Raw genomic sequence first — 24266 nt, 5'->3', positions numbered from 1 at the left:
GGAAAAATGATGTCCTTATTACAAAATAAAAAGAATGTCCTCGCTGTATTTATGGCAACCAGCGTCCTCGCCCTATCAGGGTGTGCGTGGACTGATCACTCTCGTCCAATTGAAACGCCAGCGCCAGCACAAACCACACAGCCTGTAGCAACTGCTCAACCAGCGGCTGTTGCACAACCGCTTTCTATGGCACCAGCTGCAGAGCCTGCTGATAGTGGCGTAGATGCAAGAAAATTGGGACTGGCACCGCAAAGTGCTTGTATCAAACAACTTGATTCTTTGAAAACTTTTTCTCCATCTGATTATCAATCGATGATGAGCTCATTTAAAGAAATTAGCGAAATCAATGCGATGTACCGTAGTGTTCAAGGTACAGCAAGTAAAGATAGTTTAGATTTATTAAAAATGAGTATTGAATCAAAAACAGAAGTTTTATGTGCAAAAGTTCGCTATTTGTCGATTATGTCAGTTAATTCGACATTAAAAAAATTAGGTGAATAATTACTATGAAATTAAAGCAGAGTGTTTGTCTCGCTTTTATGCTGTTTCCAACACTGTCGTTTGCCAATAATGAGTTTAATTCTGTTATTGAAGATTTTGACCGTTATTTTGAAACACAAAAGCCAATTAAAATTGAGCCTAAAACATCTGCTACAATTTCATCGTCAACGAGAACCGGTCAGGCTAATCGTGGAGTAAACCGCACCACAGCGACTCAACAAACAAAACCAGAGCAACGAGTTAAACCTTCTACGCCAGCTAAAACAGATAATCAGGCAGTCGAACTTGTTAAGACTCCTGATATCACGCTGGCAGAAAATTGCCCTGTGTTACCTGCTGATTATTCAAAATTAAAGAGTGACTATACTCGTTATTTAACTCCGTTGCTTTCATTTATTCCGATTAAACCGCAATTTACACCAGAGGATCTTAATCGTTATAGCTACAGAAATAATGCAACGGTTTATAACCCATTAGCTCTGTATTCGAAAGAGAGTTATGCAAGGCCTCAACGTAATGACAATTTCTTGTTAGATATTATTCCAGGAACATTTTATTCTGTTACGGCCATTCCTTTCCACTTTGCATATCATTTCAATCGCTCTGTACTCGATCATAAACAACCTCTTTTTAATAAAGAGCTATTAAATCGTTTAGCAGATACGAGAAATAAATACCAAACGCTATATCAAAAATACACTGAGCAGGTAGCTATAACAAAAGAGCATTTAGAAAAACTTCAAAATGCGAATAGCCAAATTAAACAACTTGAATTAACGCTGGCTGAAACAGAAGCAGAATTAGCGACGGCGAACAACTTGCTTACCGATGACACGTTAAAACAGGCTGTAGCCAAGCTACAGAGTGATTTAGATACAATAAAAAAAGAACGTGACTTATTAGTTAAGCAACTAGCCGAAAAAGAGAATGTATTACAGGCAACAACAGTAAAAAATACAGAGTTAGCAAAACAGCAACAAGATTTTGAGCAACAAGCGGGGATACTTAAAACCTTAGAGGCGAAATATACTCAGCTTGAACAAGAAAAAGAGCAATTACAATCTCAGTATCAACAGGCTCAAGCTCTGTTAAAAGATGATAGTGCCAAAAAAGAGATTGATAAATTACAGAATTCACTTGAAAGCATAAAAGTAGAGCAAGAAAAGCTAATAAGTCAGTTGAATGAAAAACAGATATTGCTTGCTAAAATTGAACAAGAAAAAGAAGCCATACAAGCTCAGTATGTCGAATCTCAGCAATTGCTAAATGATAATAATAAGCAAAAAGAACAAGAGTTAGATAAATTAGAAGCAGCAAAAAATCAAGAAATAACAGTGCTAGAAAAGTCGTTATTAACAATAACGGCCGAGCAAGAAAAATTAACCAAACAACTTTCAGATGTACAAAATCAATTAGCAACGATAAAGAAAGAGAAAGAAGATGTGCAGACTCAGTTTGCACAGGCTCAACTATTGTTAAAAGATGACTCTGCGAAAAAAGAGATAGATAAATTACAAAGTACATTATTGAAGATCACATCAGAACGTGAAGATTTATCTAAAGAGCTTGCATTAAAAGTCGCAGAAGCAGAAAAGCAACAAGATACAAATAGCAAACTTGTTGAAGAACAACGCAAAGAAATAGCACAACTAAAAACACAAGTTGAAAAAAGTAATCAGGAACAAACTCAACTTAATAAATCGCTTTTAGCTGTTCAACAGCAAAAAGAGCAAGTAGATGAAAAACTAAAAGAGATCCCAGAATTAAAAGCACAGTTAGATAACAAGGTTACGGAACTTGCTGACTTGAAGAAGAGTTTATCTGCTGGCGAAAAAGCCGTTGATAATTTAATTACTGATAAAAATAATCTGATAGCTAAATTAGAGAAAGCGCAAAGTGAGCTATCGAATAAATATCAAACATTAGATGCACAATTTAAAGAGAATAATATTGCACTAGCTCAAGTCACCACGAGCAAAACAGAGAGTGAGAAAACTTTAGCATTGTTAGAAAAACAACTCACTGAAAAGCAAAATACAACGGATAAATTGAGTGCTCAATTAGCTGAAGCAAAAGTACAATTAGAAAAACAAAATACAGAAAATGCACAGCAAGTTAGTATGTTAAAGCAACAACAAACAGAATCTATTGCTAAATTAAATGAGCAAATTAAAGCAAAAGATGCTGAATTAGCAAAAGTTAACACAGATACTAGTAAGATTTTAAAAGAGAATAAAACGCTAAAAGAGCAGCTTGAGAAAATGGCAGGTGAAGGGCAAATGATTGCCGGGCAACTTGCTTATGCTTATTCAATTATTGGAAAAGATAATGCCCAGCGTAATAAATCCATTTTATCTGAGATCCAAAAACAGAATTACGTACAATATGACGATAACACCTACTTTAAAATATTAAAACAGGGTAAGCCTGTGGTTTCAATAGCAGGTAAAACCGTTGTATTTACAATGCATGAAGAGTTAACTGATGGCACTGTAACTCTTAATTATGATAAAGCTAAGCCACTTATTTTACCTTACCGACAATTGCCGTTACCACTGAATACCTTTATTGCAAAAGCAGGTATCAATGGTAAAGCCAAAATTTATATAAAACCAGGTGGCGGTTATGGGAAGAATGGTGTGCCAGGACAAGTGCCACCAGAATCCATGTCCATAGTGACAATTGAGATCTTAGATATTAAATAGAATAATTAATAATTATTAGGTAACATCAGCTCTTCTCTTTTATTCAGAGAAGAGCTGATATTTTATTATCGCCATAAAAATTCATCGTTCTTTAGACAAAGTTCTCTTTCTAGTAGCCAATCTTTTAATTTCTGGCAGTTTTCAGGATATTCTGGAATCCTATTTAAAATCATCCATAATGGTTTTATTAATTCAGAATTTGGCATTATTTTTTGGATATAATCTAAAGTGTTATTAATTTCAACATTAAAGATAGGCTCATTTTTCCAATTATCGAGGAGTAATTGGATATCTTTTTGTAATAAGTCATTGATAACAATTAGTCTGACTGTATCCGCATTAAGCTTAATATTGATATCATCTAAAGATAAAAAAGGATCACTTTTATTTGATAGTTGTTTTTCTTCAAATGACTTAATATTTTCACACTGTTTAATTTGAAGTTCGAGCTCTCTTTTAGTTTCATAAAGTGTAAAAAGCTGGGGAGTAATGTGTTGAGCCCACCAAATAAAAAGCGGTTTTATTACGGCTTGAATTAAGCGCATATGTTCATTGATATTGACTGTTGCTCTTAATGATTTATCCCAATCTGCTGGTGTTATTGTTGAATGTGGCTGTTCTGCATGAAATGAATGTGCAAAATTAATAACATCACGTACTTCTTCTTTAGATATAACAACAAAACAATATTTTTTTCGTAAAAACCAAGTGGACTGTAATAAACTGTCTAAGCTTTCACGGCACAAAACACGGGATAGTATTTTTATTTGTTGCTCATTAACATCATATGCAGTAACGATATTTTCATTAGAATGAAAAGAAAACTGTAGATTAAATAAGTTATCTACAGTTTCTTCATTGTTGGGTGCCATTATTTTTTTCAGTAAGGCTAAATAGTCATAATAATGGGCTTTGGTGCTATATGTATTTTCTTTTATCACGATATACAACTCACTCATAAGAACAAATTTTAAGTATTCTAACTATGAATGACTTTTAGATATTATGATATTCAGTCGGATTTTTTATAATTTTGATCTGAGATTTCTCGCTTTACTAGGTGTCATATTAAAACGACGATGATAGCTTTGTGTAAAGTAAGACTGACTTGAAAAGCCAGATTCCATTGAAATATCAACAATACTCATTTCAGTGGTTAATAGTAGTTGGTGTGCATAAATAATTCGTCTTTCACAAATCCATGTTCTTGGCGAAGTACCATAAACATGATTAAAAAGCTCTTTAAACGTAGTTAATCCCATTCCAAATTCACGAGCAAATTGTTTAAGCTTCCAATTTTTTAAATGATTTTTTTCCATAAAAATCTTTAAGCGATCAACTTGACGATGGCTAAGTTGGCGCAATAACGCCATTAAGTCAGAACCTTGATCAGTTGAAAGTAATAGAATTAAAAGCTCTTCAATGCGCAATTGTATGAAGGCTTCAGGGCAAGATTGAATAGTAAGATATTCAAAGCCATTACTACAAAATTGAATAAGAGGTGAATTTTGAAAACAAATAAAGGCACTTGAAAATTCTTCGTCTCTTTCTATTTGGCACAAGATCTCATTGTACTTAGACATGAAATCTCTTAAAAAATCATCAGAGAGTGGGATACAAATAATATCGGTAGGCTCTGTACCTTGTGTTTTTATCGTATAGTTACCTTGTTGTAGAAAAAGAACTTGATTATCACTCACCGTCACTGTATCAGTGCAATTTTGCAATATAAGTGCATTTTTTCTGATAAGAAAAAGCGCTTTTTGTTCATTTTCTAGTATTTGGTATTGTGGATAAAAATAAGATTTTTTCTGAATAGCACAATCATATTGATCGTTTTTTTCATATTGTATTGTATTCATGGTTCGCCCAAAATTATTATATAAGTATCACTGTATTTTTATAAAAATAAATAGAAGAATATTTATAAGAATACCTCTTTATTATTGAGTGCTATTAAAAATAAAAAAGAGACTATTTTCTTCAATTTGATGTGGTTTTTTTTTAGATATTAGGCATTACATTTTGTTTTACTAATTTAAGATAAGTTATTTTGTTAATTTAAAGACATTCCTTATAAATTGCAAAAAGAAATTAAATACGAATAAATTCTTTTTCAAGGTGATAGCTAATAGTACATGTTAGAATGTAATTAATAATTTACATTTTATATTTATTTGAATAAAGTTATTATATAACAAAGGGTTGTTATCGTTTCTTCACTTTACAGTGTAAAAAAATAATAAGTGCATTTTAAATGTTAATTTTATTGTAAAGTGTTTTGTGTAATTATTATGAAAAATAATTGTTATAAAGAAATTAAAAAATAGAGTGTAAAATATAAATAAAAAGAAGATTAAAATTGAATGATAAATTGATTTCTAATGTGATTTTAACGTGAGTTATCATAACGATGTTTTTTCTTTATATGGAGTAGGCAATAAATTATAAACAAAAAATAAAATACAAAAAAAATCACTATTTATTTGTTATTTTAAATTTTATTTTTATTGATATTGTGATGATGTTATCGTTTTTTTTATCAAAATTTAGATTGGATGATATTTTAAATATTGAATTTTTTTGAATGATTTTTCATGAAAATACGGGATAGAATGTAAAATGTTAATTTTTAATAAAAAATATTTATCTAAATAGACTGGTAATCATCACTATTTATTCACATCAAACGTAAATTATTAAAATAGTGATTTTATCACTTAATTTAATTAAATCTTATTTCGGTCAAGGAACAAATCAAAAAACTAAAAGGTAATAATAGCCTTATTGCTGGCATTATGCTTGCCATCTATTTATTAGAATGGTGAATGCATAAGTGTATTTATTGTCAGGGAGGTAAGGATATAGCTAATTATGGAGAATAAGCGAACACTGCGAAATATTATATTCAGCGGGATATGGATCATTTGGACTCTTGCATTAATTGCCTTTTGGCGTTATCAGATGGCAGGCGAGTTTTTGATTATTCTAATCCTAATTTTTAGTATTATTATTTATTCTATGACGTTGAGGTTAAAAAAAGCCGCTATGTTTAGTCGTAAAACTGAAACACCAAAAGCAGCAGAGCCTGTTGCACCAGTAATAACAGAAGAGAAAAAACCGATGCCAGAGCAAAAACTATACACGATTATTGCAAAAGGAACGGTATTCCAAGGCGATATTAATGTTGAAGGCGATATCCAAATTTGGGGTAAAGTAGCCGGCAATATTAATGTCAAAGATGGCGTTATTCGTGTTATGCATGCGGGACAAGTTGAAGGTGAATTAACAGCACCTGATATTATTATTGATGGTTTTGTAAAAGGCATCTGTGCTGCAAATAATTTAGATATCTTAGAACACGGTGAATTACGTGGTACTAGTCGTTGTGGCAGTATGTCTATTAAGCGTGGTGGTATTTTTACTGGGCAATCAGAGCAAGTTGAACATCAAGCTAAATCAGTTGCTCAACAACGTGTTGTTTCAATAAAAGAAAGCTCTAATGCAAATAAAGATAAAGTTGCTACTCCAGTAGAAAACCAACTAAAAGAAAATAAAAAATAAAGTACCATTTTTCTTTTCATTGTTCGTTGCTTATCCTATTTTATCGCTATTGTCTTAATTTTATATAAATAGAGAATAACGATGAATTTAGATACTCCCAGACTACACCTAAGAGAATGGCGTGAGAGTGATAAAGCGCCATTTTTTTCTGAAATTAACTCTTCACCTGAAGTGATGCGCTATTTTCCTTGCACTTTATCTCAATTAGAAAGTGATAATATGGTTGAGACTATCCGCAAAAAATTTATTCAGCAAAATGGATGGGGAATGTGGGCTGTTGAATTAAAAGAAACTCAAGAATTTATTGGCTTTGTGGGGTTAAATATTCCAGCAGCGCCTTTGCCATTTAATCCCTGCGTAGAAATTGGTTGGCGGATTGCGCAAAAATTTTGGCGAAAAGGCTATACCTATGAAGCGGCTTTAGCTGTATTTAAATATGCGTTTGAAACGTTGGGATTAGAAGAGGTTGTTGCTTTTACCGCGGTTTCAAACCTTCCATCTCAAGGTGTAATGCAAAAACTAGGTATGCATCAATCTGATAATTTCTTTCATCCAGCATTAGATAAAGCACATCCTCTCGCTGAGCATGTTTTATATCGCTTGAAGAAGTCTGATTTTACTTTTCAGTCGAACGAATAGTCCGTTTTTTTTCAGGAAGAGGAGGAACGGGTTTTTTATCATCAATAAGATGGCGTATTGCTAAGATTGGATGATAAATCAACATTCTTGGACCAGCCCATCGCATGATCTGTTTCATCACTTCTCGTTTGGCTGGTTGATAGCAATGAATAGGGCATTGTTTACAGGCAGGTTTATCTTCACCATAGCGACATTTATCTAATCGGTTATAGGAATAATTGATTAATTGTTGATAATAATCTGAGTCAGCTTCAGGATGCGAATGAGCATAGAGGTGCACCATTTTTTGAATGGTTTTTTTCTCACGATTTATTCTTTTTCCTGACATATCTTCCTCTCTTAGTAATATGTTGCATTTATTATGCATCTTATCATTAAGCCGATAGAGACGCTAAAATATTATTTAATGCGTAATCATAAAAATTATGTCAAAAAGACTTTTCTTTTTTCTTAGAATATAATACTGTATTTATATACAGTTTATTTACCTTTAAATGGTGAAACCAATGCGTGTGGAAATTTTATTTAATAAACAATCTAAGATAACCGACTCATTATTTCCGCTCTTAGAACACGAACTGAGAAAAAAGATCATTCCAGAATATCCAGATATGCAGTTTCGTATTGCCTTTAGTAGCATGAACTCGATTCAAGTCACTGGCATAAAAGATGAAACTAAGCATGAACACATAATGGAACTTATTCAAAGCGTTTGGGAAGATGATGGTTGGTTGCAAACAGACGATGAATAAAGTGCAGTAAAAATTTAGTAAATAAAGTAATTACGATTGTCAGAATGAATTGGCTTTTTACTTGTTTATATAAAAAGCCAATGACATAGAAAAGGAAATCACTGGCAATCGGGCTTTAAAACTGTATATCTATCAATGATGACAAATCTTATTTTCACTCGTTGTAAATCCACCCTCTGCTGGAATAAATTTACCTTTCCTTTCTAAGAAATCAACTAATTCAGTCGCTGTCATATTTTCAGCTGAGCACGTATGAAAACGTGAGTCATTGCCGAATTGTTTATGGATAGCATCAATTAGCGATGTTTTAGTAAATGCAGTCTCTGAAGAAAGGATCATTTGTAAAACTTCATGACCATGTATTGATGACATATTGAGTACCCTAAAAAATAAAAGATATATTAATTATGCATCTTTATGAGAGGGTATCTTTGTTTTTAATCATAAAAAGCGATGACATTATATCATCGCTTAAAAAGAGCCTTATTTTTCACTTCGCTGAAGTATTTTTTGCATTTCATCTTTAAGGTGAAGCTTTTCTTTTTTTAGTTTGGCAACTTCGTCGTTATAGCCAGCTCCGTTTGGACCTTCTAGTTTAGCAATTTCTTGATCGAGTCGATGATGTTTATCGTAGAGAGCTTCAAAGCGGGGATCACTATTTCTTAATTGAGAAACAAGGGATTGTTGATCTGAGAACATATAACCTCCTATGAAAAGAAATTGGGTCTCTATTTCAGTATAATCATAGATTGGTTAGCTGCATGGTAGAGCATCACAAATTTACATTTCATGAAAAAACGTGATTTTTCTTTTTAAAACATTCAGAATTATCCACTCATAGTATTATTTACTAAGATGTTAGCATTCAAACACTAAAAATATTAGTATTCGGATAACGAGTAATAAAAACATCTGAATAATTTTGTTAACGGCGAAGTGTTCGCTGTAAATATGGAGAGAGTGATGAACAAAGTAATATTATCTTTAGTAGCAGCAATGTCTTTATCTGCGTGTGCACAAGCTACCGACAGTTTAGATAAAGTTGCACCTTATCCTAAGGCTCAAGAAAATCAAGTTCGTCATGTTATCGAGTTAGAGAAAAAAGATAATGAAAGCAATTACCAAGTTGAATTAATTATTGGTAAAGAACTGAAAGTAGATTGCAATCATCAGTGGTTTGGTGCGGATTTAGATGAAAAGAATTTAGAAGGTTGGGGTTATAGCTATTATGTTGTTGGCGATTTAAATGGCCCAATGTCAACAATGATGGGATGTGCTGACAATACGAAAAAAGATGCCTTTGTACAGGCAAATATGGGATCAGATGCCTTTATTCGTTATAACAGTAAATTACCTATTGTTGTTTATGCACCAAAAGATGTTGATGTGAAGTATCGTATTTGGTCAGCAGCTGAGACGACTCAAGATTCAGTTAAAAAATAACGACCAACTTTATTTAGAATAGATCACAGTTTATTAAAAAGCCCTTTGTTGTTGAGACAAAGGGCTTCGTTGTTATTTTAGCTAGATATTAGCGAATAACTAAAACTGACATTTTGGCATGGCGTACAATTGATGACGCTGTTGAGCCTAATAAATAAGAGGAAACATTAGGTCTATGTGATGCAATCGCAATTAAATCAGCATCAATGTGGCGGGCATATTCTAAAATTTCATCTTTTGCGTTACCAACGCCAACATTACATACAATTTGCTCATCAGGAATTTTTGCATCTTTAATCATTTCTTGTAGTGCAACAAAAGCAAGACGAGTACGTTCTGAAGAATCTTTGAATTTTTCAGGAATTGCAGCAAACTCGATACCAAAGAAAAGTTCAGCATTAGGAATAACGGTGAGGAAGTGGATCTCAGGTTTACCCACCTTTGCTATTTGTTCAATGTGAGCGATCAGTTCCTGAGAAAGTTCATCTTCTAAAATATCAATGGGAACTAGGATTTTCTTATACATTACAAACCTCACTTAGCGTTAGTTTAAAATATTTACCATTATCGCTTAATAGTAAAAAATAGCTGTGATCTGTGTTTTAAATAAGAGTGAGAATGATTATTTACTGCTTTAGATTATTAAGCATTAAAAATTAAAAACAGACTGAAATAATATTAACAATATAATGAAAAATAAGTTATATACCTTAACTTGTTGACAGAAAAGCACATTAATAATGTCGCATTAAAAATAAACTTCTCTTTTTTTCATTAAAAATAGAAAATGCATAAAAGAATGATTATCAATTATATTATTGTTCTGTATCTATAAGATTTTATTGATAAAAACAAGAGACAGAAAGATTTAAATATGGCATATTAATAGGCAATGGCATCTCAATATGATGTCTGGACAGCAATCTTAGTCCCTAAACTGGATTGTTATTCAGAGTCGTCCTTTATCCTCACCAATGAGTTATGGAACCTGAAATAACCTATGGAACTCTATTTATCTATGGTAATAGAGTAGGCTATTTAAAACCAAATAAGATTATTATTATGACACATAATCACATTGATGATATTGAGTTAGATCGGGCTGATAATAAACAGTCTGAAAAATTTAAGGCAGCTAAAAAAAGCACGTTAGTGAGTGTTTTTGTCAATATCGTTTTATCCATTTGGCAAATTACAGTGGGCTTTTTCTCACACTCTCAAGGTTTAATTGCTGATGGTATTCACTCGCTTTCTGATCTTATTGCTGACTTTGTTGTTTTAATTGCCAATAAAGGTAGTCAGAAAAAACCAGATGCGGATCATCCTTATGGGCATTTTCGCTATGAAAATGTGGCATCACTTATTCTTGGGACTATTTTATTAATTGTTGGTTTAGGAATGGTATTTTCTGCTATTCATAAAATTTTAGATCCATCTACTATTCCTGAAGTTCATAGTGTTGCTTTATATGTGGCTTTACTTGCATTAGCGGCTAAAGAAGGATTATTCCGCTATATGCTTGTGGTTGCAAAAAAAGTGGACTCAAATATGTTAGTTGCAAATGCTTGGCATGCGCGTTCTGACGCAGCTTCTTCATTAGTTGTTGCAATTGGTATTATCGGAAGTTTGGCGGGATTTAAATTTTTTGACCCATTAGCAGCATTAATTGTCGGACTATTTGTCGGTCGTATGGGATGGCGTTTTACTTATCAAGCTCTGCAAGATTTAATGGACAGAGGGGCAGATGAAGAAACGCTAGAAGAGATTAAACAGATGCTGGTTTCAACACCGGGCGTGCAAGGCGTTCATGATTTAAAGACTCGTCGTTCAGGTGATTATTTACTTGTAGATGTTCATCTTGAAATCCAAGGTGACCTCACTGTCAGTGAAAGTCATGAGATTGTTGTAAATGCACGTAATAAGGTCTTGCAAAATAAAGAGATCCTGAGTGTGATGGCGCACGTTGATCCCGCTTAAACTTATTTGAGTACCTAATAAAAAAGGTAATGATAGATTTTCATTACCTTTTTTTGTATCTCAAAAAGCACTTATTACCACTTTAGAAATTGACGCAGTTTTCTTTTATATTATTACTCAGTGCCGCAATCAGATTATCGACTGCACATTCAGCCATCGCATAGCGAGTCTCTTTTGTTGCAGAGCCAATATGCGGAACAGCAACGACATTCTTCATCGTTAATAAAGGTGAAGATGAAGATAGAGGCTCTTTTTCAAAAACATCCAGCCCAGCACCAGCGATCTCTTTTTGTTCTAATGCACTGATGAGTGCCAATTCGTCCACCACAGCTCCGCGCCCTGCATTAATTAAATAAGCATCAGGTTTCATCATCGAAAATTGTTTTTCACCCATTAAATGATGCGTTTCTGGTGTTAATGGTAACGTGATACATACGAAATCAGATTGCTGTAATAAGTCTTCTAAAGAGCAATGCTTTGCAGAAAATTTATCGTTCACTTCTGTATATTCTGTACGTGAATGATAAAGAATATTCATATTAAAGCCAAAGTGTGCACGTTGTGCCAAAGCTTTTCCTATTCGACCCATACCAATAATGCCCATGGTTTTATGATGAACATCAGTACCGTACCAATCAGGAGTGATACCTTTAACCCATAAACCTTGTTTAACATTATTAGCAAGTTCAGGAACACGTCTTGCTACGGCAAGTACTAATGCCATCATGGTATCTGCAACGGTATCTGTTAACACGGTTGGAGTATGCATTAGTTTGATATTACGTTTGGTGAGTGCATTAACATCAACATTATCATAACCAACAGAAACCGTTGAAACGGCTTTTAAATGAGGTGCTAGGTTAATAAAGTTTTCATCAATATTGCCACCAGCACCTAGTAGTCCAGAAGCATTGGCAAGTGCGGAACGAAAATCATCAGATTCTAAAGAGAGAGTTTTAAATTGTTTGATATCAGCAAAATCAGATAGTTTTCTGTACAGTTTTTCAGGAAGATCTTGGTAGAGCAAGACAATCGGTTTCATTATGTTCTCCATTCGATACTCGTCATACTTCGATACTTGCCATATTTCAAGCTACAGCGTTGTTGGCGCACTAGTCTATGCTCCTAGCGACTCATTCACTTGTTGCTGCCTAGCTGTGACTTGAATTATTTAGAGTATCTATGCAATAAAACACTTATTAAACTGCAAGTATTTATTGAGAGTGTTCTTACTCCGCTTAAACATATTAGCGGGGAAGTTAATAAGGTATGATAAAACGTATTGAATGTCAGTTTTATCATGTAATTAAGTAATTGATTGGAATGTAATCGTTTACTTTTAATGGGTGTTATTTTGAGTGATGAAGAGGCGGGGGGTATTACGTATTTTATTAACTTACTGTAATACAGTTCTAAACTAAGATTTTTATAAAATTTAAGTGTATGCGAAAAGCGTGTAAACGTTTACATTAAATGTCGGTTTGATCACGAAATGATTCGATTGATCTTGCTAAACTCTGTGTCAGTGAACAGAAACCGTCTTGCGCTTTTCCTTTGAATTGAATCAAAAGAGGTGAATGTGGAAATATTAGTGACAGGTGGTATGGGATATATCGGTAGTCATACTTGCGTACAAATGATTGAAGCAGGCATGACACCAATTATTTTAGATAACCTTAGCAATGCGAATGAAGAAGTACTTAATCGTATTGAAGCCCTAACAGGTAAACGCCCTCTGTTTTATAACGGTGATATTCGTGATGATCAGTTATTAGCATCAATCTTTGCTAAGCATTCTATTCAGTCTGTTATTCATTTTGCGGGATTGAAAGCGGTTGGTGAATCTGTTCAGAAGCCAATTGAATATTATGACAACAATGTTAATGGCACATTGGTACTAGTGCGTTGTATGCGTGATGCGGGCGTAAAAAGCATTATTTTTAGCTCATCTGCAACAGTTTATGGTGATCCTCAAGTTGTTCCTATTACTGAAGATTCGCCAGTAGGGGGCACAACTAACCCTTATGGTACCAGTAAATATATGGTTGAGCGCATTTTATCTGACTTATTTGTTGCGGATGAAAGTTGGTCTATTAGTTTGCTACGTTACTTTAACCCTGTAGGGGCGCATCCATCAGGTACGATGGGGGAAGATCCTAAAGGTATTCCAAATAATTTAACCCCTTATATTTCTCAAGTGGCAATTGGTCGTCGTGAACAAGTGGCTGTTTTTGGAGATGATTACCCAACAAAAGACGGTACAGGTGTTCGTGATTATATCCACGTTATGGATCTGGCTGATGGTCATATAGCAGCATTAAATGCGTTAGGTAAAAAAGCGGGCTTACATATTTATAATCTGGGAACAGGTAACGGTACTAGTGTGATTGAAATGATTGAAGCATTTCGTAAAGCTAGTGGTAAACCTATCCCCTATCAATTACAAGCTCGTCGTCCTGGTGATATTGCAGAATGTTGGTCAAGCCCTGCAAAAGCAGAGAAAGATTTACATTGGAAAGCTATTCGTTCAATTGATGATATGGCCGCAGATGCGTGGCGTTGGCAGTTACAAAATCCAAATGGTTATCTGAAATAAGATTTTAAGTATTCAGATAATCTTGAATAAATAAGAGAGAAGGTTATGTCGAAACTGATTTTTGATCCTGTTGAACATCCTCATCGTCGTTATAATCCGCTAACTGGCCAGTGGATTTTAGTTTCGCCACATAGAGCGAAACGACCTTGGAATGGTAAAGATGAAAAGCCTCAGATTGCGACACTTCCCTCTTATGATCCTCACTGCTATTTGTGTCCGAATAACACCCGGGTCTCTGGTGATAAAAATCCAGATTACACCGGAACGTATGTCTTTAATAATGACCACTCTGCGTTGTTACAAGACGAATATTATGTTGAGCCTTCATCAAATCCTTTATTTCAAACTCAAGCAGTAAGAGGAATTAGTCGAGTCGTCTGTTTCTCTCCTGATCATGGAAAAACTATTCCTGAATTACCCGTTAGTAGCTTACGTAAAATCGTTGATACTTGGGATAATCAAATAGAAGAGCTCAGCAAAGAATATCTTTGGGTTCAAGTGTTTGAGAATAAAGGTGAAACGATGGGGTGCTCTCAACCTCATCCTCATGGACAAATTTGGGCGAGTGATTTCTTACCTAATGAATTAGCGCGAAAAGATACGCAATTAAAAGCTTATTTTGAAAAATACGGGCGCAATCTATTAATCGATTATGTTGATGCTGAATGTAAAGATACAAGTCGCACTGTAGTTGAAACAGAGCATTGGCTGGCGGTAGTACCTTATTGGGCTTCTTGGCCTTATGAAACGATGTTATTACCTAAAGTACATATTCGCAGAATGAGTGAATTAAATAGTGCTCAGCGAGATGATCTTGCTATTGCAATGAAAAAATTAACTAGTCGTTATGATAATTTATTCCATTGTTCTTTCCCTTATTCTATGGGATGGCATTTTGCGCCTTCTTTTAAAGACAATAGAAATATCGATCACTGGCAATTGCATGCACTTTATTACCCGCCATTATTACGCTCAGCCACTGTACGCAAATTTATGGTGGGATATGAAATGTTGGCGGAATCGCAAAGAGATCTAACACCAGAACAAGCTGCGAATAATTTACGTCAATTAAGTGACATTCATTATAAAGAGCAACGTTAATGACCTGCAATATGGCAAGGTATTTTAATTAATCTGCTTTTTGCGCACGAAATAAATTAAATCAAACATATCATTATTTACATAATGTTGTGGTGGGATTTTTATTACTTAATTTTAAGCTAAGGATTTATTATGCAGGCACTTATTAATAATGTGACTCGTTCATTTTCATCTATTTTTGGTTACGCACCTACACATTTTATTCAAGCGCCTGGTAGGGTAAATCTTATTGGTGAACACACTGATTATAATGATGGGTTTGTTTTACCTTGTGCCATTAATTATCAAATGGTCGTTGCCGCAGCAAAACGAGAAGATAACATTATTCGTGTCATTGCGGTTGATTACCAAAATGAAGTTGATGAATTTAACCTCGATAATAGTATTGAGTTTTTACCTAATAAAATGTGGGCTAACTATGTTCGTGGTGTTATTCATTTTCTACAAAAAGATAACTACTCTTTTCATGGTATGGATATCGCGATATCTGGAAATGTTCCTCAGGGTGCAGGGTTAAGTTCTTCTGCTGCGTTAGAAGTTGCTATTGGTCAAACGCTTAAAACACTTTATCAATTACCTATTAGCCAAAAAGAGATCGCATTAAATGGTCAAAAAGCAGAAAACCAATTTGTTGGTTGTAACTGTGGCATTATGGATCAGCTTATTTCGGCTTGTGGTGAAGAAAATCATGCATTATTAATCGATTGTCGCTCATTAGAAACTTCAGCCGTAACGATGCCTGAAAATATGGTTGTGATGATTATCAATACCAATAAAAAGCGTGGCTTAGTTGATAGTGAGTACAATACCCGTCGCCAACAGTGTGAAGAGGCCGCTCATATTTTAAATGTGACTGCATTAAGAGATGCCTCATTAGAGGATCTAGTCGCTAAAAAAGCATTAATGAGTGATGTGGTTTATCGTCGGGCACGCCATGTTATTACTGAAAACAGCCGTACATTAGACGCCGCAGAAGCCTTACGCCGTGGTGATTTAACCACATTGAGTCAGCTAATGATGCAATCACATCTCTCAATGCGTGATGATTTTGAAATCACAGTCAAAGAGGTTGATTCATTGGTTGAAATCGTGAAATCGGTGATTGGTGATCGTGGTGGAGTAAGAATGACTGGTGGTGGATTTGGTGGTTGTGTCGTAGCATTAGTGACACCAGATTTAGTTGATAAAGTCGTTGACTCTGTTAAGGCGCAATACGAAGCTAAAACAGGATTAAAAGAAACTATTTATGTCTGCTCTGCAAGCCAAGGAGCGGGCTATTCGGAGGCAAAATAATGGCGACTAATGAGCTTCGTTTTCTTGAACCTGAACAAATGACAGCACAATCTGCATTAGATGGAAAGCCTGCACAAGTAGTGGTGCTTAAAAATCGTTTTGGTATGTCTATCTCTTTAATGGATATTGGTGCAACGTGGTTAACTTGTATTGTACCAGTTAATGGATACCGTCGAGATGTGTTGTTAGGCTCTGCGGATATGAATGCACATAAACAACAAACCGCGTACTTAGGTGCAACGGTTGGGCGTTTTGCTAATCGCATTGCAGGGGCTAAGTTTGTAGTAGAAGGTCAAGAATATAAAATTAGTGCGAATGAAGGCAAAAATACCTTACATGGTGGTAAGCAAAACTTTAGCCATCTACGCTGGGGGATCACTGCGCAATCTTCTCAATCTGTTACTTTCTCACTGATTTCTAATGATGGTGATCAAGGTTTTCCCGGTACTGTGAAAGTAAGTGTGACCTATACACTGACAAATAATAATGAAGTATGCATTGATTATCAGGCGATGAGTGATAAAACTACACCATTAAGCTTAACTAACCATGCTTATTTCAATCTTGCGGGTGAACATACTGAGCGCACAGCACTCGAACATGATTTAAGAATTTGTGCGACTCATTATTTGAAAAATAGTGAAGGCAATATTCCTACGGGTGAGTTTGCAAGCGTAATAGGAACAGGGTTTGATTTTCGAAAATTAAAACGTATTGGCCTTGATTTTATGGTAGATGAGTGCCAAAAAGCCGCAAATGGCTATGATCATGCGTTTATTTTAGATAAAAAAGTGATTGAAGATAAAACCCCTGTTGCAACCGTTATTGCACCTGAGGGTGAGCTCAAAATGGATGTCTTTACAACCATGCCTTCTGTCCAATTCTATACGGGCAACTTTTTGGTAGGAACAAGAGGAAAGAGTCGTGATTACGGCAATTACTCAGGATTGGCATTAGAAACACAATATTTTCCAGATGGCCCTAATCATCCAGAATGGAATGAAAACCAAGGTATTTTACCTGCAAATACATCGTGGAATAGCCAAACAATCTATAAGTTTTACTCGTAACAATAAAAGGAAAGTGTAAACGCTTTCCTTTTCACTATTTATTTGATCTTTTTGCTTTTTAAATTTTACTTCTTCGCTGATAATCATGCCACTTAAATTCTATAACTCCCTTTTTTCTTTGTTTGTAGATTAACGGCTCGTTATTTCTTAACCATGAATAAAGGTGATCCATAAGGGGTGGATATGGCGACTATCAAAGATGTAGCAAAAGAAGCGGGTGTTTCTGTTGCTACTGTGTCTAGGGTCATTAATAACTCGCCGAAAGCAAGTCAAACATCTATCGAAACCGTTAATGCAGCGATGCAAAAATTAGGTTATCGACCTAATGCGGCAGCAAGGGCTTTGGTTAGCCAAAGTACGCAAACCCTGGGTGTTTTAGTACACGATGTTTCTGATCCCTTTTTTGGCACACTAGTGAAAGCTGTTGATAATGTTGCAAGACAATCAGGAAAACACATCTTGGTTTGTAATGGTTATCATGATGCTCAAGATGAACGCCAATCTATCGAGCTATTGATTAATAGTCGTTGTGATGGCCTGGTGATCCACTCAAAAGCACTCTCTGATGAAGAATTGCTAGCTTATGCTCATGAAGTTAAAAGCATGGTGTTGATTAACCGCTTTATTCCTGAAATTGCTGAACGTTGTGTCGCTTTAGATAATTATAAAGGGGCATGGATGGCAACAGAGCATCTGATCCGTCAAGGTCATACCAAAATTGCTTATATTTCATCTACTCATCATATTGAAGATACAACTCAGCGTCTTGCAGGTTATAAAGCTGCATTAGAAGCCAATAACATCAAGTTACCTGAAAGCTACATTGAGTATGGTGAGCCGGAAGGTGAAGGGGGCGAAAAGGCAATGATGCATCTGCTAACTAAATCAATCGATTTTACGGCTGTAGTGACTTACAACGATTTTATGGCTGCGGGGGCTTTATCTGTTCTTGATGAAAATGAAATCCCTGTTCCCGAAAAAATTTCCGTTATTGGCTTTGATGACGTATTAATTGCACGTTATATTCACCCTCGTTTAACCACAGTGCGTTATCCGGTACAAATGATGGCAGAACAAGCCGCAACACTTGCTATCAGGCTTTCTAAGGGTGAAATGCTCGAACAAAAACAACGTATTTTTTCACCAACATTAGTTCAACGTAATTCTGTTTTTAATCTTAGCCACCTTTCTTAATCTTAATGACCCCATGTATTTTTTAGTCTAGTTAACCCTCTTAATGGCTTTATCAGATTAAGAGGTTATTTATTTTTGCCTAATTTGTGTAATCGTTATCATTTGTTCGTGCTTTTTCGACAGTTTTTAAAATGGTGGATATTAGCTGTTTAGGACTACTGCCATGTTTTAAGCTTAAATCCTGCATTACTCGTCATAGTAATCGTTTGTTTTTCTATTTTATGATCTATTCACGTAATATAAGCGATAAAATTGTGAACAGAGTAACGGAAAAAGACTGTGAAAACGTTTACATTAAAATCCTATTCTCTCTATGGGTCTGAAAGGAAAATATTATGCATACAGAAGGTGTTGGGTTAAGCACAATAGACTATGCAATTTTTGCCCTCTATGTCGTGATCATTATTAGTCTAGGATTATGGGTTTCTCGTTCTAAGGATGGTGAGAAAAAAGGAACAAAGGATTATTTTCTTGCAGGTAAAACCCTTCCTTGGTGGGCAATTGGTTCTTCGCTTATTGCAGCTAATATTTCAGCAGAACAATTCATTGGTATGTCTGGTTCTGGTTTCTCCATTGGTCTTGCTATCGCATCTTATGAATGGATGGCAGCACTGACATTAATTATTGTTGCAAAATACTTTTTACCTGTCTTTATCGAAAAAGGTATTTATACCATTCCTGAATTTGTTGAGAATCGTTTTAAAAGTCGTAACTTAAAAACCATTCTTGCGGTGTTCTGGTTAGCGTTGTTTATCTTTGTTAACTTAACATCGGTACTTTATTTAGGTTCATTGGCATTAGAAACCATCCTTGGTGTACCAATGATGTATGCCATTATAGGTTTAGCATTATTTGCGGTTATCTATTCACTTTATGGCGGACTCTCTGCTGTTGCGTGGACAGACGTGGTGCAAGTATTCTTCCTTATCCTTGGTGGCCTATTTACCACAGTATTAGCCGTCAGCTATATCGGCGGAGATGGTGGGATCATGGAAGGTTTGAGCAAAATGACACAAGCTGCGCCAGATCACTTTAAAATGATTTTAGAGAAAGATAACCCGCAATTTATGAACTTACCGGGTATCGCAGTGCTGATTGGGGGTTTATGGGTTGCTAACCTTTATTATTGGGGCTTTAACCAATATATCATTCAACGTGCTTTAGCGGCGAAATCTATCAATGAAGCTCAAAAAGGGCTAGTGTTTGCTGCATTCTTAAAACTGATTGTTCCTGTCCTTGTGGTTGTGCCTGGTATTGCTGCATTTGTTATTACCACTAACCCTGAATTAATGGCCGGTTTAGGGACAATGGCACAAGAACATATTCCAACGTTATCACAAGCAGATAAAGCCTATCCTTGGTTAACTCAGTTCTTGCCAGTAGGTGCAAAAGGTATTGTTTTTGCTGCACTTGCCGCTGCAATTGTTTCATCTTTGGCATCTATGCTTAACTCTATCGCGACGATTTTCACGATGGATATCTATAAAGAATATATTGGACCAAAAGCTTCTGAAACACGGTTAGTGAATGTGGGTCGTATTAGTGCAGTAGTTGCTTTAATTATTGCTTGCTTTATTGCACCATTATTGGGTGGTATCGATCAGGCATTCCAATATATTCAGGAATATACAGGTTTAGTGAGCCCTGGTATTTTAGCGGTATTCCTATTAGGTTTGTTCTGGAAAAAAACAAACGCAAAAGGTGCAATTATTGGTGTGGTCTTATCTATACCGTTCGCATTGTTCCTAAAATTAATGCCATTAGGTATGCCATTCCTTGATCAAATGATGTACACCTTTATGTTTACAACAGTCGTAATTGCGTTAGTTAGTTTAACTTCAACGAAAACAGATGATAGTGAAGGCGCGATTACATTAACAGATAAAACCTTTAAAACACAAAGCGGATTCAATATTGCTTCCTACGCCATTATGGTCATCTTATGTGTGCTTTATGCAGTATTCTGGTAATAACAAGATTGTGATTGGTTAATTTTCTAAATCTAAAAATACTCTACAAAACGATATAAAGCAGATGGTTATGCCATCTGCTTTTTTTGTGTTCGAGATCCACTATTTCAATGCTTAATAGGAATGACGTCAATTTTCTTTGATGCAGATTAAAAAAAAACATCAAATACGAAAAGAAAATCATTCTCATGATTATTTGATTAAGATAATATTAATCATTCTCATTATTATAAACGTTATAAATTCAGGGGATCTTTATGAACTTTAAAATGGGCGTATTAACAGCCTGTATTTTATCTGCCTCTTACCCGCTGTATGCACAAGAAAACAAAGAAGAAAAACTTGTTGTGTCAGCATCAGGGTTTGCTCAACAAATTACAGATGCACCAGCAAGTATCACCGTGATCAGTAAAGAACAACTGGCGAAGAAACCGATTCATGATTTAGCGGATGCTGTAAAAGGTGTTGAAGGCGTTAGCATTAATGGTAATGCCAATAAACAAGAAATCACGATGCGTGGTTTACCAGGCGAATACACTCTTATTCTTGTTGATGGGCGTCGCCAAAATAGCCGTGAGTCACGTCCGAACGGGAGTGGAGGTTATGAAGGTGGTTTTATTCCACCAGCAGATGCGATTGAACGTATAGAAGTTATTCGTGGACCAATGTCATCTCTGTATGGTTCAGACGCTATGGGTGGTGTTATCAATATCATCACAAAACCAGTAACAAAAGAGTGGCATGGTTCTGTTGCACTTGGCGGTACACTGCAACACAACCGTGATGCAGGTGACTCTATTAATGGTGATTTTTATCTTTCAGGACCTTTAATTGAAGATAAATTAGGCTTACAGCTTTACGGTAGTAGTTACTTACGTGCGGAAGATAAAATCACTTATGGTCAAGGTCGTAATGACAATAAAAACATTACGGCGAAATTGGCATTCACACCAACTGATAATCAAACCATTTTATTAGAAGCGGGTCGCAATACGTTACAGCGTACAACGACTCCGGGTAAATCCATGAGTGAATTTACCAATCGTGGGGGGCGCCTTGATAAAAATAAAATGCTAGAAACTAATAATGACCGTAATCATTGGGCATTAACTTATAAAAATCAATTTGATATTCTGCATTCTGAATTAAGTGTCTACCAAGAACAGACTAAGCGTATTCAAAAAACAGAAGCGGTTGATAAGGCAACTGGGAATAGCTATAAATATTACGAAGCACGTCGCCCTGAAATTACCAATACTGTTTTTGATGCAAAATTTACCGCTTTTTTACCTTCAAATGTGATGACTTTTGGGGGGCAATATCAATATTCACGTTTAAAAGATGAATCGTCTCTTGGTGGAAAAGAAATAAAACAATCAACAATTACGGCTGATCAAAAAGCTTTATTTATTGAAGATGAATATAGCGTAACAGACAACCTCGCGTTAACTGGCGGTGTGCGTCTTGATGATCACGAATATTACGGTAATCACTGGAGCCCAAGAGCCTATGCCGTTTATCATTTAACGGATGAATTCACTTTAAAAGGGGGCGTGGCGAAAGCCTTTAAAGCACCAAGTTTACGTGAAATTAGTCCTGAGTACGGCACTTCAACTGAAAAAGGCCGTGCAATTATGTACGGTAATCGTGATTTAAAACCTGAAACATCAGTTAGCCAAGAAATTGGTATTGGTTATGATAATGGAGATGGCATTACTGCGAGTGTGACTTTCTTTCATACTGATTTTAAAGATAAATTAACGAACTATGACACTGGCGAAATAGATCCAATTACAGGTTTAAAACTGTATCAATTCGATAATGTGGGTAAAGCAAATATTAAAGGGATTGAAACGGCGGTTGGTTTTCCAATTACGGAAAGCTGGCATGTCAATGCTAACTACACTTATATTGATTCAGAACGTAAAAGTGATGATGAAAAGTTAGCTTCTGGTGAGTCATTAAAAGGCTACCCGCTTGATATGACACCAAAGCACAGCGCGAATGCGCGTGTGGATTGGCAGTTTGATGAAGCGACCAGTTTTTATGCCAATACCGCTTATACCGGAAAACAAATTTGGGCAGCACAACGAAATAGTCATTCAGGGGCGCGTTATCGTAGTGGCTACACAACTTTTGATTTAGGAATGACCTACAACTTTAATAAAAATACCATGTTTAACTTTGCGGTATTAAATATTACAGATGAAACAGGCCCTGCTGTAAACGATAAAGGCGGTAACTGGGTTGTCGATGAAGGCCGTCGTTATTGGGCGAATATTAAATATAGCTTCTAATTGAGCCTAAATTAACATAAACCCCGTATTAAATATGGGGTTTATTTTTTTATGTCTCTCTATTATTTTCACCTTAATGGTTCATTTTTAAAATTACCGACAGAGTATCTGATTTATGCGAATACTAATGTTATGTGGAATGATTATGTTATCTGCGGTTGCTCAAGCTAGGCCTAACCAAGAAGTTCCTGAAATTGAGTCTCAGGCTCACTCTTATTATCAAATTACAAATAAAGAAGTGGAATATGAAGGAAAACAATATCGCCTTTTTCTTGCTATTCCTAAAAACACGACTAAGACAGCGTTAATTTATAGTGTTGATGGTAATGCCCAGTTTCCGTTGATGATAAACGAAGCCATAAAGCAGAAAAATAAACCATTGCCTGCCATTATCAGTGTGGGATATGTGGGTGATAAAGCTTACTTTATTACAGAGAGAACGCATGACTATACACCAAGTGTAAAAGGTGAAGCATTTAGCCGAGGCGGAAACGCAGAGAATTTTTATCAATTTTTCTTAACGCAAGTAAGGCCTTATGCGTTAGAGGAACTCGCCAAAGAACAAGTCTCTATTACTCAGCAATCTCTGTTTGGTCACTCTTTTGGTGGTGTATTTACCCTCTATGTTTTATTCAATCATCCTGAAACATTTCAACGTTATATCGCAGCAAGTCCGTCATTATGGTGGGGGAAAGGCGAATGGGTGAAAAAAGAGCAATGGCAGGCTATTTCTAATGATATTTCTATTACAATAGCCTTGGGTGAAAAAGAAGAAAGTCCTGATTTAAGTCGATTAAGTGAAGAACAACAAAAAAATTATCAAGAGCGTAGTAGTTGGTTAACACAACGTCAGTTATGCCAATATCTATCAGAAGCGGGAAAACAGTGTGAGTTTTATCTGTTTGAGGGGAAAGGCCATGGGGGTTCAATTCCGGATGCGATTAATATTGCTTTAGAAAAAAGCATAGAATAAACAAAAGCATTTCTTTATTTTTAGCTATCCTATCGAGTAATGATAGGATAGTAATGAATATTTATTATTGTGGTTTTATTTGATACGTATTTATTCGTAATTTTCTTAATAAAAAATACTTATCTTTTAATAAAAATAAATATCAGATTAGAGCTATTTCTTTTTGGTGGAAAAAGGCGATAATCATGATT

At 35.3% G+C, this 24266-nt stretch carries 22 protein-coding genes; 15 read left to right on the top strand and 7 right to left on the bottom strand.

Annotation, left to right across the window (positions count from 1 at the left end; all coding sequences use genetic code 11):
• Positions 1-9 precede the first annotated feature (9 nt).
• Both DK857_RS14830 and DK857_RS14825 read left to right on the top strand, forming a co-directional pair.
• Positions 10-501 carry a hypothetical protein gene (locus DK857_RS14830; protein ID WP_227003182.1) on the top strand — a complete coding sequence of 164 codons (492 nt, stop codon included), beginning with the start codon at positions 10-12 and terminating at the stop codon, positions 499-501.
• A 5-nt stretch (positions 502-506) separates the two neighbouring features.
• Positions 507-3206, top strand: coding sequence for a sugar transporter (locus tag DK857_RS14825; protein WP_109402579.1), 2700 nt, complete (start codon positions 507-509; stop codon positions 3204-3206).
• Positions 3207-3271: 65 nt separating this feature from the next.
• Here the strand turns inward: DK857_RS14825 and DK857_RS14820 are convergent, their stop codons facing one another.
• The gene (locus tag DK857_RS14820) at positions 3272-4147 is read right to left on the bottom strand and encodes a T3SS regulon anti-activator ExsD domain-containing protein (protein ID WP_227003181.1); all 876 of its coding nucleotides are present in this window, start codon (positions 4145-4147) and stop codon (positions 3272-3274) included.
• An 84-nt stretch (positions 4148-4231) separates the two neighbouring features.
• Complete coding sequence (locus tag DK857_RS14815) at positions 4232-5068, bottom strand: helix-turn-helix transcriptional regulator (RefSeq protein WP_109392914.1); 837 nt, start codon at positions 5066-5068, stop codon at positions 4232-4234.
• Between the two features lie 1012 nt (positions 5069-6080).
• Between DK857_RS14815 and DK857_RS14810 the strand changes: the two genes are divergently transcribed.
• Together DK857_RS14810 and DK857_RS14805 are read left to right on the top strand one after the other, a co-directional pair.
• The gene (locus tag DK857_RS14810; RefSeq protein ID WP_075670892.1) at positions 6081-6770 is read left to right on the top strand and encodes a bactofilin family protein; all 690 of its coding nucleotides are present in this window, start codon (positions 6081-6083) and stop codon (positions 6768-6770) included.
• Positions 6771-6851: 81 nt separating this feature from the next.
• On the top strand, positions 6852-7409 hold the full coding sequence (locus DK857_RS14805; RefSeq protein ID WP_109392915.1) for a GNAT family N-acetyltransferase: 558 nt from the start codon (positions 6852-6854) through the stop codon (positions 7407-7409).
• Here DK857_RS14805 and DK857_RS14800 read toward each other — a convergent pair.
• Positions 7387-7737: a nitrous oxide-stimulated promoter family protein gene (locus tag DK857_RS14800; protein ID WP_109402577.1), complete on the bottom strand. Its 351-nt coding sequence runs from the start codon at positions 7735-7737 to the stop codon at positions 7387-7389. The genes DK857_RS14805 and DK857_RS14800 overlap by 23 nt on opposite strands.
• A 178-nt stretch (positions 7738-7915) precedes the next feature.
• Here DK857_RS14800 and DK857_RS14795 point away from each other — a divergent pair, with 178 nt between their 5' ends.
• Positions 7916-8161: a DinI-like family protein gene (locus tag DK857_RS14795; RefSeq protein WP_036934877.1), complete on the top strand. Its 246-nt coding sequence runs from the start codon at positions 7916-7918 to the stop codon at positions 8159-8161.
• Positions 8162-8293: 132 nt separating this feature from the next.
• Here DK857_RS14795 and DK857_RS14790 read toward each other — a convergent pair whose 3' ends face one another.
• Positions 8294-8533, bottom strand: a complete 240-nt coding sequence (locus DK857_RS14790; protein ID WP_023581559.1) for a YecH family metal-binding protein — start codon at positions 8531-8533, stop codon at positions 8294-8296.
• Positions 8534-8644: 111 nt separating this feature from the next.
• Positions 8645-8860, bottom strand: a complete 216-nt coding sequence (locus DK857_RS14785) for a DUF465 domain-containing protein (protein ID WP_006533649.1) — start codon at positions 8858-8860, stop codon at positions 8645-8647.
• Between the two features lie 264 nt (positions 8861-9124).
• On the opposite strand from DK857_RS14785, the gene eco reads away from it, so the two are divergent.
• Positions 9125-9604: a serine protease inhibitor ecotin gene (gene eco, locus DK857_RS14780; RefSeq protein WP_036912483.1), complete on the top strand. Its 480-nt coding sequence runs from the start codon at positions 9125-9127 to the stop codon at positions 9602-9604.
• A gap of 88 nt (positions 9605-9692) precedes the next feature.
• Here eco and DK857_RS14775 read toward each other — a convergent pair whose 3' ends face one another.
• Positions 9693-10130: a universal stress protein gene (locus DK857_RS14775; protein WP_036934874.1), complete on the bottom strand. Its 438-nt coding sequence runs from the start codon at positions 10128-10130 to the stop codon at positions 9693-9695.
• A 536-nt stretch (positions 10131-10666) separates the two neighbouring features.
• Between DK857_RS14775 and DK857_RS14770 the strand changes: the two genes are divergently transcribed.
• Entirely contained in the window at positions 10667-11581 is a 915-nt protein-coding gene (locus tag DK857_RS14770) for a cation diffusion facilitator family transporter (protein ID WP_109402601.1), read from the top strand.
• Positions 11582-11663: 82 nt separating this feature from the next.
• On the opposite strand, the gene ghrB is transcribed toward DK857_RS14770, so the two are convergent.
• Entirely contained in the window at positions 11664-12623 is a 960-nt protein-coding gene (gene ghrB / locus DK857_RS14765; protein ID WP_109392918.1) for a glyoxylate/hydroxypyruvate reductase GhrB, read from the bottom strand.
• 537 nt (positions 12624-13160) lie between these two features.
• Here ghrB and galE point away from each other — a divergent pair.
• From galE to DK857_RS14725, 8 genes are all read left to right on the top strand, one after another.
• The gene (galE, locus tag DK857_RS14760; RefSeq protein ID WP_109392919.1) at positions 13161-14177 is read left to right on the top strand and encodes a UDP-glucose 4-epimerase GalE; all 1017 of its coding nucleotides are present in this window, start codon (positions 13161-13163) and stop codon (positions 14175-14177) included.
• A gap of 45 nt (positions 14178-14222) precedes the next feature.
• The gene (locus tag DK857_RS14755; RefSeq protein ID WP_109392920.1) at positions 14223-15278 is read left to right on the top strand and encodes a UDP-glucose--hexose-1-phosphate uridylyltransferase; all 1056 of its coding nucleotides are present in this window, start codon (positions 14223-14225) and stop codon (positions 15276-15278) included.
• 132 nt (positions 15279-15410) lie between these two features.
• On the top strand, positions 15411-16571 hold the full coding sequence (galK, locus tag DK857_RS14750) for a galactokinase (protein ID WP_109402576.1): 1161 nt from the start codon (positions 15411-15413) through the stop codon (positions 16569-16571).
• Complete coding sequence (galM, locus tag DK857_RS14745; RefSeq protein WP_109402575.1) at positions 16571-17641, top strand: galactose-1-epimerase; 1071 nt, start codon at positions 16571-16573, stop codon at positions 17639-17641. The genes galK and galM overlap by 1 nt, the downstream gene beginning before the upstream one ends.
• A 183-nt stretch (positions 17642-17824) precedes the next feature.
• Positions 17825-18835: a substrate-binding domain-containing protein gene (locus DK857_RS14740; RefSeq protein WP_109392923.1), complete on the top strand. Its 1011-nt coding sequence runs from the start codon at positions 17825-17827 to the stop codon at positions 18833-18835.
• Between the two features lie 335 nt (positions 18836-19170).
• Positions 19171-20805: a sodium/sugar symporter gene (locus DK857_RS14735; protein WP_109402574.1), complete on the top strand. Its 1635-nt coding sequence runs from the start codon at positions 19171-19173 to the stop codon at positions 20803-20805.
• A 257-nt stretch (positions 20806-21062) separates the two neighbouring features.
• Positions 21063-23102 carry an IreA family TonB-dependent siderophore receptor gene (locus tag DK857_RS14730; protein ID WP_109392925.1) on the top strand — a complete coding sequence of 680 codons (2040 nt, stop codon included), beginning with the start codon at positions 21063-21065 and terminating at the stop codon, positions 23100-23102.
• A 115-nt stretch (positions 23103-23217) separates the two neighbouring features.
• The gene (locus DK857_RS14725) at positions 23218-24075 is read left to right on the top strand and encodes an alpha/beta hydrolase (protein ID WP_227003180.1); all 858 of its coding nucleotides are present in this window, start codon (positions 23218-23220) and stop codon (positions 24073-24075) included.
• Positions 24076-24266 lie beyond the last annotated feature (191 nt).

The sequence above is a fragment of the Proteus terrae genome (genome assembly GCF_003144325.1).
Taxonomy (GTDB): domain Bacteria; phylum Pseudomonadota; class Gammaproteobacteria; order Enterobacterales; family Enterobacteriaceae; genus Proteus; species Proteus terrae.
This window is presented reverse-complemented; position numbering and strand designations above follow the sequence as displayed.

Excerpts from the sequence above, each read along its gene's own strand:
- DK857_RS14830 (WP_227003182.1), top strand. The coding sequence starts at position 10 with ATGTCCTTATTACAAAATAAAAAGAATGTCCTCGCTGTATTTATGGCA.
- DK857_RS14825 (WP_109402579.1), top strand. The coding sequence starts at position 507 with ATGAAATTAAAGCAGAGTGTTTGTCTCGCTTTTATGCTGTTTCCAACA.
- DK857_RS14815 (WP_109392914.1), bottom strand. The coding sequence starts at position 5,068 with ATGAATACAATACAATATGAAAAAAACGATCAATATGATTGTGCTATT.
- DK857_RS14810 (WP_075670892.1), top strand. The coding sequence starts at position 6,081 with ATGGAGAATAAGCGAACACTGCGAAATATTATATTCAGCGGGATATGG.
- DK857_RS14805 (WP_109392915.1), top strand. The coding sequence starts at position 6,852 with ATGAATTTAGATACTCCCAGACTACACCTAAGAGAATGGCGTGAGAGT.
- DK857_RS14800 (WP_109402577.1), bottom strand. The coding sequence starts at position 7,737 with ATGTCAGGAAAAAGAATAAATCGTGAGAAAAAAACCATTCAAAAAATG.
- DK857_RS14795 (WP_036934877.1), top strand. The coding sequence starts at position 7,916 with ATGCGTGTGGAAATTTTATTTAATAAACAATCTAAGATAACCGACTCA.
- DK857_RS14790 (WP_023581559.1), bottom strand. The coding sequence starts at position 8,533 with ATGTCATCAATACATGGTCATGAAGTTTTACAAATGATCCTTTCTTCA.
- DK857_RS14785 (WP_006533649.1), bottom strand. The coding sequence starts at position 8,860 with ATGTTCTCAGATCAACAATCCCTTGTTTCTCAATTAAGAAATAGTGAT.
- eco (WP_036912483.1), top strand. The coding sequence starts at position 9,125 with ATGAACAAAGTAATATTATCTTTAGTAGCAGCAATGTCTTTATCTGCG.
- DK857_RS14775 (WP_036934874.1), bottom strand. The coding sequence starts at position 10,130 with ATGTATAAGAAAATCCTAGTTCCCATTGATATTTTAGAAGATGAACTT.
- DK857_RS14770 (WP_109402601.1), top strand. The coding sequence starts at position 10,667 with ATGACACATAATCACATTGATGATATTGAGTTAGATCGGGCTGATAAT.
- ghrB (WP_109392918.1), bottom strand. The coding sequence starts at position 12,623 with ATGAAACCGATTGTCTTGCTCTACCAAGATCTTCCTGAAAAACTGTAC.
- DK857_RS14755 (WP_109392920.1), top strand. The coding sequence starts at position 14,223 with ATGTCGAAACTGATTTTTGATCCTGTTGAACATCCTCATCGTCGTTAT.
- galK (WP_109402576.1), top strand. The coding sequence starts at position 15,411 with ATGCAGGCACTTATTAATAATGTGACTCGTTCATTTTCATCTATTTTT.
- galM (WP_109402575.1), top strand. The coding sequence starts at position 16,571 with ATGGCGACTAATGAGCTTCGTTTTCTTGAACCTGAACAAATGACAGCA.
- DK857_RS14740 (WP_109392923.1), top strand. The coding sequence starts at position 17,825 with ATGGCGACTATCAAAGATGTAGCAAAAGAAGCGGGTGTTTCTGTTGCT.
- DK857_RS14735 (WP_109402574.1), top strand. The coding sequence starts at position 19,171 with ATGCATACAGAAGGTGTTGGGTTAAGCACAATAGACTATGCAATTTTT.
- DK857_RS14730 (WP_109392925.1), top strand. The coding sequence starts at position 21,063 with ATGAACTTTAAAATGGGCGTATTAACAGCCTGTATTTTATCTGCCTCT.
- DK857_RS14725 (WP_227003180.1), top strand. The coding sequence starts at position 23,218 with ATGCGAATACTAATGTTATGTGGAATGATTATGTTATCTGCGGTTGCT.